The organism is Streptomyces sp. NPDC031418 (assembly GCF_055581605.1).
The window spans coordinates 14,604-29,231 of the sequence record NZ_JBVIJC010000008.1; the positions used below are offsets into that span (position 1 = coordinate 14,604).

General features: G+C 71.2%; 10 protein-coding genes and 1 riboswitch. Of the genes, 3 read left to right on the forward strand and 7 right to left on the reverse strand.

The features are described 5' to 3' along the window. The first annotated feature begins 385 nt into the window (after positions 1-385). Positions 386-565: riboswitch (cyclic di-AMP (ydaO/yuaA leader) on the forward strand. A gap of 5 nt (positions 566-570) precedes the next feature. Continuing rightward, positions 571-1,059, forward strand: coding sequence for a transglycosylase SLT domain-containing protein (locus tag ACZ5CZ_RS12755; protein WP_385841826.1), 489 nt, complete (start codon positions 571-573; stop codon positions 1,057-1,059). 35 nt (positions 1,060-1,094) lie between these two features. Here ACZ5CZ_RS12755 and ACZ5CZ_RS12760 read toward each other — a convergent pair whose 3' ends face one another. The 3 genes from ACZ5CZ_RS12760 to ACZ5CZ_RS12770 all read right to left on the reverse strand — a co-directional run bounded on the left by ACZ5CZ_RS12760 (position 1,095) and on the right by ACZ5CZ_RS12770 (position 4,521). Beyond that, the gene (locus tag ACZ5CZ_RS12760) at positions 1,095-1,907 is read right to left on the reverse strand and encodes an HAD family hydrolase (protein ID WP_468942138.1); all 813 of its coding nucleotides are present in this window, start codon (positions 1,905-1,907) and stop codon (positions 1,095-1,097) included. 120 nt (positions 1,908-2,027) lie between these two features. Then, on the reverse strand, positions 2,028-3,230 hold the full coding sequence (locus tag ACZ5CZ_RS12765) for an FAD-dependent oxidoreductase (RefSeq protein WP_468942141.1): 1,203 nt from the start codon (positions 3,228-3,230) through the stop codon (positions 2,028-2,030). Between the two features lie 46 nt (positions 3,231-3,276). Then, a complete protein-coding gene (locus ACZ5CZ_RS12770; RefSeq protein WP_385842199.1) occupies positions 3,277-4,521 on the reverse strand; it encodes a carboxylate--amine ligase in 1,245 nt (414 codons plus the stop codon). A gap of 314 nt (positions 4,522-4,835) precedes the next feature. Between ACZ5CZ_RS12770 and fahA the strand changes: the two genes are divergently transcribed. After that, a complete protein-coding gene (fahA, locus tag ACZ5CZ_RS12775; RefSeq protein WP_385841829.1) occupies positions 4,836-6,053 on the forward strand; it encodes a fumarylacetoacetase in 1,218 nt (405 codons plus the stop codon). Between the two features lie 161 nt (positions 6,054-6,214). After that, complete coding sequence (locus ACZ5CZ_RS12780) at positions 6,215-7,156, forward strand: M56 family metallopeptidase (protein WP_385841830.1); 942 nt, start codon at positions 6,215-6,217, stop codon at positions 7,154-7,156. An 84-nt stretch (positions 7,157-7,240) separates the two neighbouring features. Here ACZ5CZ_RS12780 and recQ read toward each other — a convergent pair whose 3' ends face one another. The 4 genes from recQ to nuoL all read right to left on the reverse strand — a co-directional run bounded on the left by recQ (position 7,241) and on the right by nuoL (position 14,614). Then, positions 7,241-9,238 (reverse strand): DNA helicase RecQ, encoded by a 1,998-nt coding sequence (gene recQ / locus ACZ5CZ_RS12785; RefSeq protein WP_468942144.1) that lies wholly within the window; start codon positions 9,236-9,238, stop codon positions 7,241-7,243. Between the two features lie 206 nt (positions 9,239-9,444). Next, a complete protein-coding gene (gene nuoN / locus ACZ5CZ_RS12790; protein WP_468942147.1) occupies positions 9,445-11,094 on the reverse strand; it encodes an NADH-quinone oxidoreductase subunit NuoN in 1,650 nt (549 codons plus the stop codon). Then, positions 11,091-12,662 carry an NADH-quinone oxidoreductase subunit M gene (locus ACZ5CZ_RS12795; protein WP_385841833.1) on the reverse strand — a complete coding sequence of 524 codons (1,572 nt, stop codon included), beginning with the start codon at positions 12,660-12,662 and terminating at the stop codon, positions 11,091-11,093. Before ACZ5CZ_RS12795 ends, nuoN begins: the two co-directional genes overlap by 4 nt. A 5-nt stretch (positions 12,663-12,667) precedes the next feature. Next, a complete protein-coding gene (nuoL, locus tag ACZ5CZ_RS12800; RefSeq protein WP_468942151.1) occupies positions 12,668-14,614 on the reverse strand; it encodes an NADH-quinone oxidoreductase subunit L in 1,947 nt (648 codons plus the stop codon). Between the last annotated feature and the right edge of the window lie 14 nt (positions 14,615-14,628).

Here is a 14,628-nt window from a genome sequence, read left to right on the forward strand (position 1 = left end):
TAAGGTTCCGATCGGATGGTAAGAACGGACATCTATCGACTTAACAGAACTCCGAGCGCCTTGTCGCGCCGCGCGGGCAACTCCATTACATCCATTACACCCATTAGATCCAATGGGTACCTTGAATCCCTCATGTCCGTTTTGGAATGACTTGCTATTCCGTGAATTGGGTCACGCGGCCACTCCCGGGCACCCCTCCCCCGCAGGCCCGCTTCCTCCTTGCCCTGCAAGCGAGTTGAGCATTGGCAACCGCAAAGGATCAAGTACCCCATATGGCGCAGACCAAGGTCAAATAGTGCGTTGTGTGAATCCAGTACTTGTTCCCGACATGTGCTCTCGCATACGTTCCGGGCCGTCGGGCGGACGCCGAATCCTGCCGCCGCCCGCATACCCATCCACGAACCCATTCGTACGGCAGGAGCGGGGGACCCAGGTAAGCCGCCGGACCGGAAGGCACACGCCGCACCGGCCCGGCTAGGGGTGAAGCCATGCCTCCTCCAGGGCACGGCCGGGCACCTCCCCGCCCGAACCCGACAGCTCACCTCGCAGGCGCCGGAGAGGAACGCCCCCATGTCTGCTGCCGCTCAGCCCCGCCGTCCCCGCACCAACCGCCTCGTCCGCGCGCTCGCCGTCGCCGGCACCGGCGTCGCCGTCCTCGCCCTGCCGCTCATCGGCGCCACCACCGCGTCCGCCGCCACCGGCACGACCGCCACGGCCTCCACCACGCTCGCCGGGTACCCGAACAACCTCGACGGCTGGATCCGCGAGTCGCTCGCGATCATGGCCCAGAAGGGCATCCCGGGCACCTACAACGGCATCTACCGCAATGTCATGCGGGAGTCCTCCGGCAACCCGAACGCCATCAACCTCTGGGACTCCAACGCCGCCGCGGGCATCCCCTCCAAGGGCCTGCTCCAGGTCATCGACCCGACCTTCCAGGCCTACCACGTGGCCGGCACCTCCTTCGACCCCTACGACCCGGTCGCGAACATCACGGCCGCCTGCAACTACGCCGCCGCGCGGTACGGGTCCATCGACAACGTCTTCGGCGCGTACTGAGGTCCCCGACCGGCCGGTGCCTACTGAAGAACCGGTCAGTCGGTAGGGAAGAGTCTTTCGAGGACGACGGCGATGCCGTCGTCCTCGTTCGACAGGGTGACCTCGTCGGCCACCGCCTTCAGTTCCGGATGCGCGTTGGCCATGGCGACCCCGTGCCCGGCCCACTCGAACATCGGGACGTCGTTGGGCATGTCCCCGAACGCCAGCGCCCGGTCGGCGCCGGTGCCGAGCCGCTCGGCGGCCAGCGCCAGCCCGGTCGCCTTGGTCACCCCGCGCGGCTGGAGCTCCACCATCCCCGGGCCCGACATGGTGACCGTCGCCAGCGACCCCACCACCGCGCGCGCGGTGGCCGCCAGTTCGTCGTCCGACAGGGTGGCGTGGCGCAGCAGCACCTTGCTGATGGGCGCGCACCACAGGTCGTCGCGCCGGCCGACCCGGACGGCGGGCAGGGCCGGATGCGGCATCCGGTACCCGGGCTCGATGAGCGTGAGCCCGTCCACCCCGTCCTGGTCGACGGCGGCGAAGACCTGTCCCACCTCCGCCTCGATCTTGCCGAGCGCCGTCTCGGCCAGCTCCCGGTCCAGCCGGACCGACCACACCAGACGGCCGGCCCCGGCGTCGTAGACCTGCGCGCCCTGCCCGCATACCGCGAGCCCCGTGCAGCCGAGCACGGCCAGCAGGGGCCGTACCCGCGGGGCCGGGCGGCCCGTGACCACCAGATGCCGGGCACCGGCCCGCGCCGCCCGCGCGAGCGCGGCGAGCGACCGGTCGGAGACGGTGTCGTCACCGCGCAGCAGGGTTCCGTCCAGGTCGGTGGCGATGAGTGAATATGCGGGGGAGGGTGCCATGATCAGAGAATACGGACACCACGCCCCGCCGACTCATCTGTCACAGCGCGCACTTGTGTGCTGATCACCCCCAACTGGTGTGTGTCTTCCCGCTGATGACGCCCCGCGTCGGCCCGGAGCTCAGCCGTGGGCCGCGGCCAGGTGCTTCGCCAGGCGCGGGGAGGCGAAGTCCGTACCGCACACGAAGCGCATCACCGGTCCGTACGACGACGCCGCCGGCAGGCCGGTGAAGTACAGGCCGGGTACGGAGGAGACGAAGCCGGCACCGAGCTTGGGCGTGCCCCGGCTGAGCGCGAGCCGGGTGCGCAGCTCATGGCCGAGGAAGTCCATCGCCGCGATGTCGACGCGGTAGCCGGTCGCGGCGATGACATGGTCGGCGGTGAGCCGCTCGGTACGGCCGCCGTGGGTGCGGACGGTGAGGACGGGGGTGCCGTCCGGCGCCTCGGCGCTCACCACCCGCTGCACCTCCTGCACCTGCACGGCACTCTCGAAGCGCTCGCGCAGCCACCAGGCGCCGAGCGGGCCGAGGACCCGCCGGACCAGGTAGTGGCGGGTGGGCTCGGGCAGGTGGCGGTAGGGCTGCGCGTGGTAGCTGAGCGCCCACAGCGACCAGGCGCGGCCGAACGGGGACTCGGGGCGCAGCTTCGGCTGGCCCCAGGGCGGGGCGCCGAAGGCGACCCGGCCGCGGCCGCGCGCGACCACGCGCACGCGTGCGCCCGCCTCGGCGGCGAGCGCCGCCGTCTCCAGCGCGGACTGGCCGGCGCCGATCACGATCAGCTCCTTGCCGGCGAAGCGGCCGAGGTCGTGGTGCTGGGAGCTGTGCGAGACCGGGCCCGCCGGGGCGGGGCCGTCGGCCGCCGCACCGGCCAGTTCCGCGGGCAGATGCGCCAGCCCGGACAGGCCGGTGGCGACGACGACCGCGCGCGCGGTGAACAACTCCCCCGAGTCCAGCTTCAGTTCGAAGCCGCCGCTCCTGTCCCGGTCCACCGAGACGACCCGCACCCGCTCCAGGTCGGGGACCAGCCGCTGCTGGAACCACTCGCCATAGGCGATGAACGTCTCCGCCGGGATGATGTCCTCGTCGGTCACCAGGCGGCGGATCCCGGCCGCGTCGCAGTAGTCGCCCAGGGTGTGGCCGGACTGCGGGCAGTGGAAGCTGGAGGCGGCGGGGGTCGATTTCAGGAGCATGCCCTCGGGCATGTGGTCACGCCAGCTGACCATGGGGTCGCCGAAGATCCGGGCGGGGATGCCGCGCGCCCGTAGATGGGCGGCGGTGGACAGGCCGAACGGCCCTGCCCCGATGACTGCAACCGGTCGCATCACGAAGTCCCTCCCCAGGACGCGGTGCGCCACCCCTCGGTGGCCTTGCCTACTTCGTGGAGGTGCTGCTGCCGCGGCGGTTGGTCCGCCACAGCTGATAGAGGTGCTTCGCGCCCGGGCGCACGAAGCGGGCGAGCATCGTGAGGAACGGCAGCGGGTCGTCACCCGCGAACCAGGCCAGTTCGGTCCCGCTCGCCCTCGCCGGTGCGTGCGGCGTCGTATAGCCGCTGCGGCGGTAGGCGAGGAGGGCGGGCAGGTCGATGTTCTCCACGATGTAACGGTGGCCGGCGCGCTGTTCCCCCTCCGGAACGGTGCGGCCGGTCAGGTCCAGGTGCATCGCGCGGACGACGTCCACCCCCGACTCGCTCTCGAAGAGCCGGAACTGGGCGCCCATGCGCGGGTTGAAGTCGAGGAGCTTGTACTGTCCGTCGCGCCGGTCGAAGCGCAGGTCGAGGTCGATGATGCCGCTGAAGCCGATCTGTTTGATGAAACGGGCCGCGAGGTCGGAGAGTTCCGGGTTGTCGACGACGTACGCGGTCGCCGTCATGCCCGCGTGCGGCGGCCAGGAGCGGACCTTCACCCCGGTGAACAGCGCGAGCGGGGCGGAGTCCCGGTCGAAGCAGGCGTGCACGATCCAGTCCTCGGCCTCCTCGCGCGGCAGATACTCCTGGAGGACCACGCCGGGGTCGTCGCCCCAGTCGCGGGCGAGGCCGAGCAGGCCCGCGCGGGTGGCGATCCGCGTGGTGCCGTACACGGCGGGGCGTTCGCGCCGGACGAACGCCTCGCGGTTCTTGGCCACCACCGGGAAGCGGGCCGTGTCGGCGAAGGCGGCGATGTCGTCGTACGAGCGCGGGAACGCGGTCCGCGGGCTCGCGACACCGTGTTCCACGCACAGTTCGTGCAGTCCCTGTTTGCTGGCGAGCCGGCGGGGCAGCGCGGGGTCCACGCGCGGGAAGAGGAAGGAGCCGGCCAGCTCGTGCTGGTGCTCGGCGATCAGTACGGCGGCCTCCTCGTCCGTCGGGACCAGCACCGCCGGGCGGCCGATCCGGCGGCCGATGCGCAGCAGGCCCTCGACCAGGTGGCCGGGGTCCTCCGCGCCCGTCGTCGGCCAGACGAACGCCTTCTTCAGATAGCGCGAGGCGGCGGCCGGCGTGTACGCGTCCTCGGTGACGGCGTACATGGGCACCCCCAGCCGGCCCAGGCTGCGGATGGCCCCCACACCGCCGTGGTGCAGCGGATAGTCGCCGAACTTGACGATCAGTCCCGGCACGTCACGGTCGACCTCGAACGGCATGCCGACGGCGGTCTTGGCCACGGGTCCCCCCACGTGTCCCCCCAATGGAACGGACCCACCCCGTCCGTGTCCCAAAGGACGCTAAGCCGGAATTGCCCGCTCCGACAAGGGTCATTCGGACATTGCGAACTCTTTAGACATTGTGCGAGCAACCTTTCGAGCGATGCGCCGAGCGTCGTACCGAGGGCGGATGCCCACGCCGTGCCGGGAGGCCTGCGGCACTGCCCAAGACACGCCACCCGGCCGTAACGTGTGGCGCAACCACATGGAACGCATCGCCATGCATGGCGCGGATGAGAGTGAGGCAGCACCACATGCCCCCCTTCGACGTCCCCGAGGGCGACCCCTTCGGCCCGCACAACCTTCCCTATGGCGTGTTCTCGCCCTCCGGCAGCACGGAGCGCAGGGTCGGTGTCCGGCTCGGGGACCACGTCCTCGACGCGGGCGCCGCGGCCGCCGCGCTCGGCTCGCCGTACCACTCCCTGCTCGCCCGTCCCACCCTTAACCCGCTGCTGGCCGCCGGCCGCACCACCTGGTCGGACGTACGGCGCGCCCTCACCTCCTGGATCACGGACCCCGTCCACCAGGAGGCGATCGAGCCGCTGTTCCACCCGCTGTCCGAGGTCACCCTGCACCTGCCCGTCGAGGTGGCGGACTACGTCGACTTCTACGCCTCGGAGAACCACGCCAGGAACGTCGGCCAAATCTTCCGCCCGGACGCCGAGGACTCCCTCACGCCCAACTGGAAGCACCTCCCGATCGGCTACCACGGCCGCTCCGGCACCATCGTCGTCTCGGACACGGACGTCGTACGGCCCTCCGGGCAGCGCAAGGGTCCCGGCGACCCGGCACCCGTCTTCGGGCCGTCGGTCCGGCTGGACATCGAGGCCGAGGTCGGGTTCGTCGTGGGCGTGCCCTCCGAGCTGGGCCGGCCGGTCGCACTGGCCGACTTCGAGGACCACGTCTTCGGCCTCTGCCTGCTGAACGACTGGTCCGCGCGGGACATCCAGGCCTGGGAGTACGTCCCGCTCGGCCCGTTCCTCGGCAAGTCCTTCGCGACCTCCGTGTCGGCGTGGATCACCCCGCTGGAGGCGCTGGAACACGCGCGCGTGGCACCGCCGGAGCGCACGCACCCCCTGCTGCCCTACCTGGACGACTCGGCGCCCGGCATCGAGCCCGGCGGCTACGACCTGCGGATGTCCGTCTCGATCAACGGCCATGTCGTCTCCGAACCCCCCTTCTCCACCATGTACTGGACCGCGGCCCAGCAGCTGGCCCACATGACGGTCAACGGCGCCTCGCTGCGCACCGGCGACCTGTACGGCTCCGGCACGGTCAGCGGGCCCGAGGAGCGCCAGCGCGGCTCCCTGCTGGAACTGACCTGGAACGGCCGCGACCCCCTCGAACTCCCCGACGGCAAGCGGGCGTTCCTGGAGGATGGCGATGTGGTGACCCTGTCCGCATGGGCCCCGGGCCCGGACGGCACCCGGGTGGGCCTCGGCGAGGTCACCGGGCGGATCGTGGCGGGCTGAGGCACCGGCCGGCCCGGGGGCTGCGGCGGTTCGTCCCGGGCACCTGACGTGTGCCGCGTGTCCCGTCATACTGACGGGACACGCACCACCCAGCGGCGCGCGTCCCCGCGCGCCGCCGCCGATATCCGCACACCTCTCCGACCAGGAACCGGAGCCCCGGCATGACCGTCTGCCTGCTCCTGCTGAGTGTCGTCGCGCTGACGGCGGCCGTCCCGGCACCGCGCGCGCTGACCCGCGCCGGCTGGCCCGAGCGGGAACCCGTGGTCGCGTTGTGGGTGTGGCAGTGCCTGGTCGCCACCGTCCTGCTGTGCTGTCTGACGGCACTGGTGCTGGGCGCGGCGGCCGTCTTCCACACCGTCCGCGACCGGGTGTTCGCGCCGGCGCCGCCCTCCGTCACCGCCGCCTACGACCTCTCCGCCGCCCCGGTGTGGGCCGCCGCGCTGACCGTCCTGCTGGCCTGCGGGGCCGCCTGGACGACCGCGATGCTCGCCCGGGAGCTGGTCGAGGCCCGTCGCAGCCGCGACCAGGCCCGGGCGCAGCTGCGCGAACGCGCCCCCGAGCTGCCGGCCGGGCTGCCCGCGGCGCGCGGTCCGATGCTGGTGCTGGAGGACGAGTACCCGGACGCCTGGTGGATGCCCGGGCACCCGGCTCAGCTCGTCGTCACCACGGGGGCGCTGCACCGGCTCACCGACCACCAGCTGGACGCCGTCCTGACCCACGAGCGGGGTCACGCCCGCGCCCACCACGACTGGCTGCTGCACCTGTCCACCGCGCTCGCCACCGGCTTTCCGCGCGTGCCGCTCTTCGCCCACTTCTGCGACCAGACGCACCGCCTGGTGGAACTGGCCGCCGACGACACCGCCTCCCGGCGCTGCGGGCACCTGACCACCGCCCTCGCGCTGATCGAGCTGAACCAGCACCGGGGCGTGCTGTCCTGCGCCTCCAGCCGCCGGCTGCTCGGCGAACGCGTGGACCGGCTGCTGGAGCCGCCGCCCCGGCTGCTGCGCCGGCAGCGGGCCCTGACGACGACGGTGGCCGCGCTGGTGCCGCTGCTGCCCCTCCTGATCACCTTCGCGCCCGGACTGCTGACGACGCTGGCCTGACCGGGTCGTGCGGCGGTGCGGCCGGGCGAACGGCCGCACCGTCAGTCGCCCGTGACGTCCAGCCGCCCGCTCTGTCCAGTCGCCCTATATCCAGTCGTCCGGTTCCGGCTCCGGTTCCTCGGCCGGCTCGGGCCAGTGGTCCTCATGGCCCGGGCCGGAGGCCGGGTTCGGGGCCGGGTTCGCGCCGTCGAGGGTCGCCAGCACCGCGAGGACGCCCTCCCCGTAGGTCGCCAGCTTCTTCTCGCCGACGCCGTTCACCGCGCCCAGCTCCCGCACCGAGCCGGGCCGGCGGGTGACGATCTCCCGCAGGGTGGCGTCGTTGAAGATGAAGTACGCCGGGACGCCCTGCTCCCGGGCCCGCTCGGCACGCCAGGCACGCAGCGCCTCGAAGGCGGGCAGCAGCTCGTCGGGCAGCTCGGCCGCGGCGGCTCTCGGCTTGCGGTCGCCGCCCGAGGAGCCCGACCGGGACCGGGAGACGGCCGGCTTCTTCGGCTCCTTGCGCAGCGGCACCTCGCGCTCCCGCCGCAGCACCGAACCGCTCGCCTCGGTGAGCACCAGCGTGCCGTACTCCCCCTCGACCGCGAGCAGCCCCTGCGCCAGCAGCTGCCGGATGACGCCCCGCCACTCCGCCTCGGTGAGGTCCTGGCCGATGCCGAACACCGACAGCTGGTCGTGGTCGAACTGGATCACCTTGCCGGTGCGCTTGCCGAGCAGGATGTCCACGATCTGCATCGCGCCGAACTTCTGCCCGCGCTCCCGCTGGAGCCGTACCACCGTCGACAGTGCCTTCTGGGCGGCGATCGTGCCGTCCCAGGTCTCAGGCGGGGTGAGGCAGGTGTCGCAGTTGCCGCAGTCCGCGGCCGGGGCGTCCTGGCCGAAGTAGGCGAGCAACTGGCCGCGGCGGCAGCGGGCGGTCTCGCAGAGCGCGAGCATCGCGTCGAGGTGGGCCTGGGCCCGCCGGCGGAATGCCTCGTCGCCCTCGCCGGACTGGATCAGCTTGCGCTGCTGGATGACGTCGTTGAGGCCGTACGCCATCCAGGCCGTGGAGGGCAGGCCGTCCCGGCCGGCGCGGCCGGTCTCCTGGTAGTAGCCCTCGATCGACTTGGGCAGGTCCAGGTGGGCGACGAAGCGCACGTCCGGCTTGTCGATGCCCATGCCGAAGGCGATGGTCGCCACCACGATCAGGCCGTCCTCGCGCAGGAACCGGGACTGGTGCGCGGCGCGGGTGCCCGCGTCCAGGCCCGCGTGGTACGGCACCGCCGCGATGCCGTTGGCGGTCAGGAACTCCGCCGTGCGCTCCACCGAGTTGCGGGAGAGGCAGTACACGATGCCGGCGTCGCCCGGGTGCTCCTCGCGGAGGAAGGCGAGCAGCTGCTTCCTGGGGTCGGCCTTGGGGACGATCCGGTACTGGATGTTGGGCCGGTCGAAACTGGCGACGAAGTGGCGGGCCGCCGGCAGGTTCAGCCGCTGGGTGATCTCCTCGTGGGTGGCGCGCGTGGCCGTGGCGGTCAGGGCGATCCGCGGGACGTCCGGCCAGCGCTCGCCGAGGAGGGACAGGGTGAGATAGTCCGGGCGGAAGTCGTGGCCCCACTGGGACACGCAGTGCGCCTCGTCGATCGCGAAGACGGAGATCTTGCCGCGGGAGAGCAGGTCGAGCGTGCCCTCCAGGCGCAGTCGCTCCGGGGCCAGGTAGAGCAGGTCCAGCTCGCCGGCCAGGAACTCGGCCTCGACCGTGCGACGCTCGTCGAAGTCCTGCGTGGAGTTGATGAAGCCGGCCCGCACGCCGAGGGCGCGCAGCGCGTCCACCTGGTCCTGCATGAGCGCGATCAGCGGGGAGATCACTATGCCCGTACCGGGCCTGACCAGGGCGGGGATCTGGTAGCACAGCGACTTGCCGCCGCCGGTCGGCATGAGGACGAGGGCGTCGCCGCCCGCCACCACATGCTCGATGATCGCTTCCTGCTCGCCCCGGAAGGCCTCGTATCCGAAGACCCGGTGCAGTGTGGCCAGCGCCTCGCTGGCGGCCGCTCCCGGCCCCTCGGTCACCCTTGGCATCTCGCTGATCCCGCCCGTCGCGCCCATCGTCCTGTCCCCCGCCGGTCCCCCGTGTGTCGTCCGTCGACCACTTCCTCAACGATAGGGGGCCGGACCGACAGCCCCGGAGTTATCCACAGGCTCGGTCGGATCCGGTGCGGTGTCGCTCGTCACCGAGCCAGGAAGCGGACAGGCCGCTGCCCGGCGCCCTCGGGGAAGAGGGAGCCGGGCAGCGGCCGGTCCGGTGGGCAGAATCAGCGCACGAACACCCCGGCCTGACCCGCCAGGTCCAGGAAGTACTGGGGTGCCACACCCAGGACCAGCGTGACCGCGACGCCGACCCCGATCGCCAGCGTGGTCAGCGGCGACGGCACGGCCACGGTCGGACCCTCGGGCCGCGGTTCGCTGAAGAACATGAGCACGATCACCCGGATGTAGAAGAACGCCGCGATCGCCGAGGAGATCACACCGATCACCACCAGCGGGACCGCGCCGCCGTCCGCCGCCGCCTTGAACACGGCGAACTTCCCCGCGAACCCGGAGGTCAGCGGGATACCGGCGAAGGCCAGCAGGAACACCGCGAACACGGCCGCGACCAGCGGTGAGCGGCGGCCGAGCCCCGCCCACTTGGACAGGTGGGTGGCCTCGCCGCCCGCGTCGCGGACCAGGGTGACCACGGCGAACGCGCCGATCGTCACGAACGAGTAGCCGGCCAGGTAGAAGAGGACCGAGGAGACGCCCTCCTTCGACGTGGCGATGACACCCGCGAGGATGAATCCGGCGTGCGCGATGGACGAGTACGCCAGCAGTCGCTTGATGTCGGTCTGGGTGATCGCGACAATCGCGCCGCCCAGCATGGTGATGATGGCCACCGCCCACATCACCGGCCGCCAGTCCCAGCGCAGGCCGGGCAGGACGACGTACAGCAGGCGGAGCAGGGCGCCGAACGCGGCCACCTTGGTCGCCGCCGCCATGAAGCCGGTCACCGGGGTCGGGGCGCCCTGGTAGACGTCGGGCGTCCACATGTGGAACGGCACCGCGCCCACCTTGAACAGCAGCCCCATCACGATCATCGCGGCGCCGACCAGCAGCAGCGCGTCGTTGCCCATGGTGTTGGCGAGGGCCGGGTCGACGTCGGTGACCGTGCCGTCGACGACCTGCGCGATCCGCGCGTACGACACGGAGCCCGCGTAGCCGTAGAGCAGGGCGATGCCGAACAGGGTGAAGGCGGAGGCGAACGCGCCGAGCAGGAAGTACTTGACCGCGGCCTCCTGCGACATCAGCCGCTTGCGGCGGGCCAGCGCGCACAGCAGGTACAGCGGCAGGGAGAAGACCTCCAGGGCCACGAACAGGGTCAGCAGGTCGTTGGCCGAGGGGAAGACCAGCATGCCGCCGACCGCGAAGAGGAGCAGCGGGAACACCTCGGTGGTGGTGAACCCGGCCTTGACCGCGGCCTGCTCGCTGTCGCTGCCCGGCACGGACGCGGCCTGGGCGGCGAAGGAGTCGACGCGGTTGCCGTGCGCGGCCGGGTCCAGGCGCCGCTCGGCGAAGGTGAACAGGGCGACCAGAGCGGCCAGCAGGATCGTGCCCTGGAGGAAGAGGGCCGGGCCGTCGACCGCGATCGCCCCCATGGCGGCGATGTGCGCCTTCGTGGTGCCGTAGCCGTCGGCCGCCAGCCCGACCACCGCGGCGAACGCGGCGCACAGCGCCACGACGGAGACGAACAGCTGGGCGTAGTAGCGGGATCTGCGCGGGACGAACGCCTCGATCAGCACGCCGACGAGCGCGGCGCCGATGACGATCAGAGTCGGCGACAATTGTCCGTATTCGATCTTCGGCGCCGGGATCTTGGCGATCGGGTCGGCCGCGGTTGTCCACAGGCTGTGGACGGCTGTTGCGCTCACTTGGCCGCCTCCACCGAGGGCTTGGGGTCGGTCTTGTGTACGTCGGACATGGTCTGCTGGACCGCGGGGTTGACGATGTCCGTGACGGGCTTCGGGTAGACGCCGAGGAAGATCAGCAGCACGATCAGCGGGGCGACGACCACGAGTTCCCGCACGCGCAGGTCGGGCATCGCCGACACCTCGGGCTTCACCGGGCCGGTCATCGTCCGCTGGTACAGCACGAGGGTGTAGAGCGCGGCGAGGACGATGCCGAAGGTGGCGATGACGCCGATCGCCGGGTAGCGCGTGAAGGTGCCGACCAGGACCAGGAACTCGCTGACGAACGGTGCGAGACCGGGCAGCGAGAGCGTGGCGAGGCCACCGATCAGGAAGGTGCCGGCGAGCACCGGGGCGACCTTCTGCACACCGCCGTAGTCGGCGATGAGCCGCGAGCCGCGCCGGGAGATCAGGAAGCCGGCGACCAGCATCAGCGCGGCCGTGGAGATGCCGTGGTTGACCATGTACAGGGTGGCGCCGGACTGGCCCTGGCTGGTCATCGCGAAGATGCCCAGGATGATGAAGCCGAAGTGGGAGATCGACGCGTACGCCACCAGACGCTTGATGTCCCGCTGGCCGACGGCGAGCAGCGCGCCGTAGACGATGCTGATCAGCGCCAGTACGAGGATCACGGGCGTCGCCCACTTGCTGGCCGCGGGGAACAGCTGGAGGCAGAAGCGGAGCATCGCGAAGGTGCCCACCTTGTCGACGACCGCGGTGATGAGGACGGCGACCGGGGCGGTGGACTCCTGCATGGCGTTGGGCAGCCAGGTGTGCAGCGGCCACAGCGGCGCCTTCACCGCGAAGGCGAAGAAGAAGCCGAGGAACAGCCAGCGTTCGGTGCCCGTCGCCATGTGCAGCGTGCCGTTCGCGCGCGCGTGGGCGATCTCCTGGAGGGAGAAGTTCCCGGCGACCACATAGAGGCCGATCACCGCGGCCAGCATGATCAGACCGCCGACCAGGTTGTAGAGCAGGAACTTCACCGCGGCGTAGGACCGCTGCCGCGAGGCCGCCTCCTCCCCGTGCTCGTGCGCACGGTCCCCGAAGCCGCCGATGAGGAAGTACATCGGAATGAGCATCGCTTCGAAGAAGATGTAGAAGAGGAAGACGTCCGTCGCCTCGAACGAGATGACCACCATCGCCTCGACGGCGAGGATCAGCGCGAAGAAGCCCTGGGTGGGCCGCCAGCGGCGGCTGCCCGTCTCCAGCGGATCGGCGTCGTGCCAGCCGGCCAGGACGATGAACGGGATCAGCAGGGCGGTCAGCGCGATCAGCGCGACCGCGATGCCGTCGACGCCCAGCTCGTACCGGACCCCGAAGTCCTTGATCCAGGCGTGGGACTCGGTGAGCTGGTAGCGGGCGCCGCCCGGGTCGAAGCGGACCAGGACGGTGATCGCCAGGGCGAGCGTGGCGAGCGAGACGAGCAGCGCCAGCCACTTGGCGGCGGTGCGCCGCGCGGCCGGCACGGCGGCCGTGGCGACGGCCCCGAGCGCCGGGAGCGCCGCCGTCGCTGTCAGCAGAGGAAAGGACATCGGTATCAGACCGCCCTCATCAGCAGGGTCGCGGCGACCAGCAGGGCCGCGCCGCCGAACATCGAGACCGCGTAGGAGCGGGCGAAGCCGTTCTGGAGCCGGCGCAGCCGTGCGGACAGACCGCCGAAGCCGGCCGCCGTGCCGTTGACGACACCGTCCACCAGGGTGTGGTCGACGTAGACCAGGGAGCGCGTCAGGTGCTCGCCGCCGCGCACCAGGACCACATGGTTGAAGTCGTCCTGGAGCAGGTCGCGGCGGGCCGCGCGGGTGAGCAGGGAGCCGCGCGGGGCGACGGCCGGGACGGGCTTGCGGCCGTACTGGGCCCAGGCGATGCCGACGCCGATGACCAGGCAGACCATGGTGGCCCCGGTGACCGTCGCGGCGCCGACCGGGGAGTGGCCCTCGCTGTGCCCGGTGACCGGCTCCAGCCAGTGCAGGAAGCGGTCGCCGATGCTGAAGAAGGCACCGCCGAAGACCGAGCCGAACGCCAGCACGATCATCGGGATCGTCATGACCTTCGGGGACTCGTGCGGATGCGGTTCGGCGTGCGCGCCGCGCGTCTCGGCGGCCGGTTCCACGCTGGGCTCGGCCGGGGACGGGGTGGGCTGGTTCCGCCAGCGCTCCTCTCCGAAGAACGTCATCAGCATCACGCGCGTCATGTAGAAGGCTGTGATGGCGGCGCCCAGCAGGGCCACGCCGCCGAGGATCCAGCCCTCGGTGCCGCCCTTGGCGAAGGCCGCCTCGATGATCTTGTCCTTGGAGAAGAAGCCGGACGGGCCCGGGAAGCCGATGATGGCGAGGTAGCCGAGACCGAAGGTGACGAACGTGACCGGCATGTACTTCCGCAGGCCGCCGTAGCGGCGCATGTCGACCTCGTCGTTCATGCCGTGCATGACCGAACCGGCGCCGAGGAAGAGGCCGGCCTTGAAGAAGCCGTGGGTCACCAGGTGCATGATCGCGAAGACGTAGCCGATGGGGCCGAGGCCCGCGGCGAGGACCATGTAGCCGATCTGGGACATGGTCGAGCCGGCCAGCGCCTTCTTGATGTCGTCCTTGGCGCAACCGACGATCGCACCGAACAGCAGCGTGACCGCGCCGACCACGGTGACGGCCAGCTGGGCGTCGGGGGCCGCGTTGAAGATCGCTGCCGAGCGGACGATGAGGTACACGCCCGCGGTCACCATCGTCGCCGCGTGGATCAGGGCCGAGACCGGGGTCGGGCCCTCCATGGCGTCGCCGAGCCAGGACTGGAGCGGCACCTGCGCGGACTTGCCGCAGGCGGCGAGCAGCAGCATCAGGCCGATCGCGGTCAGCTTGCCCTCGGAGGCGTCGGTGGCGTGGCCGAGGACCGGGCCGAAGGCGAAGCTGCCGAAGGTGGTGAACATCAGCATGATCGCGATCGACAGGCCCATGTCGCCGACGCGGTTGACCAGGAAGGCCTTCTTCGCGGCCGTGGCGGCGCTCGGCTTGTGCTGCCAGAAGCCGATCAGCAGGTAGGAGGCGAGACCGACGCCCTCCCAGCCGACGTACAGCAGCAGGTAGTTGTCGGCGAGGACCAGCAGCAGCATCGCCGCGAGGAACAGGTTCAGGTAGCCGAAGAAGCGGCGGCGGCGCTCGTCGTGCTCCATGTACCCGACCGAGTACAGGTGGATCAGCGAGCCGACACCCGTGATCAGCAGCACGAACGTCATGGACAGCTGGTCGAGGCGGAGGGTGGCGTCCGCCTGGAACCCGGCCACCGGGACCCAGCTGAACAGGTGCTTGACGAGGGTGCGGTGTTCGGCGTTCCTGCCGAGCAGATCGGCGAACAGGACCAGGCCGAACACGAAGGAGGCGGCCGACAGGAGCGTGCCGACCCAGTGGCCGACGCGGTCCAGGCGCCGGCCGCCGACCAGCAGGACGGCCGCTCCGAGCAGGGGCGCCGCGATGAGCAGCGCGATCAGGTTCTCCACGATTCTTCCGACCC

What these genes read in the sequence shown, in the direction of transcription:
- ACZ5CZ_RS12755 (WP_385841826.1), top strand. Translation starts at nt 571, where the DNA reads ATGTCTGCTGCCGCTCAGCCCCGCCGTCCCCGCACCAACCGCCTCGTC.
- ACZ5CZ_RS12760 (WP_468942138.1), bottom strand. Translation starts at nt 1,907, where the DNA reads ATGGCACCCTCCCCCGCATATTCACTCATCGCCACCGACCTGGACGGA.
- ACZ5CZ_RS12770 (WP_385842199.1), bottom strand. Translation starts at nt 4,521, where the DNA reads ATGCCGTTCGAGGTCGACCGTGACGTGCCGGGACTGATCGTCAAGTTC.
- fahA (WP_385841829.1), top strand. Translation starts at nt 4,836, where the DNA reads ATGCCCCCCTTCGACGTCCCCGAGGGCGACCCCTTCGGCCCGCACAAC.
- ACZ5CZ_RS12780 (WP_385841830.1), top strand. Translation starts at nt 6,215, where the DNA reads ATGACCGTCTGCCTGCTCCTGCTGAGTGTCGTCGCGCTGACGGCGGCC.
- recQ (WP_468942144.1), bottom strand. Translation starts at nt 9,238, where the DNA reads ATGGGCGCGACGGGCGGGATCAGCGAGATGCCAAGGGTGACCGAGGGG.
- ACZ5CZ_RS12795 (WP_385841833.1), bottom strand. Translation starts at nt 12,662, where the DNA reads ATGTCCTTTCCTCTGCTGACAGCGACGGCGGCGCTCCCGGCGCTCGGG.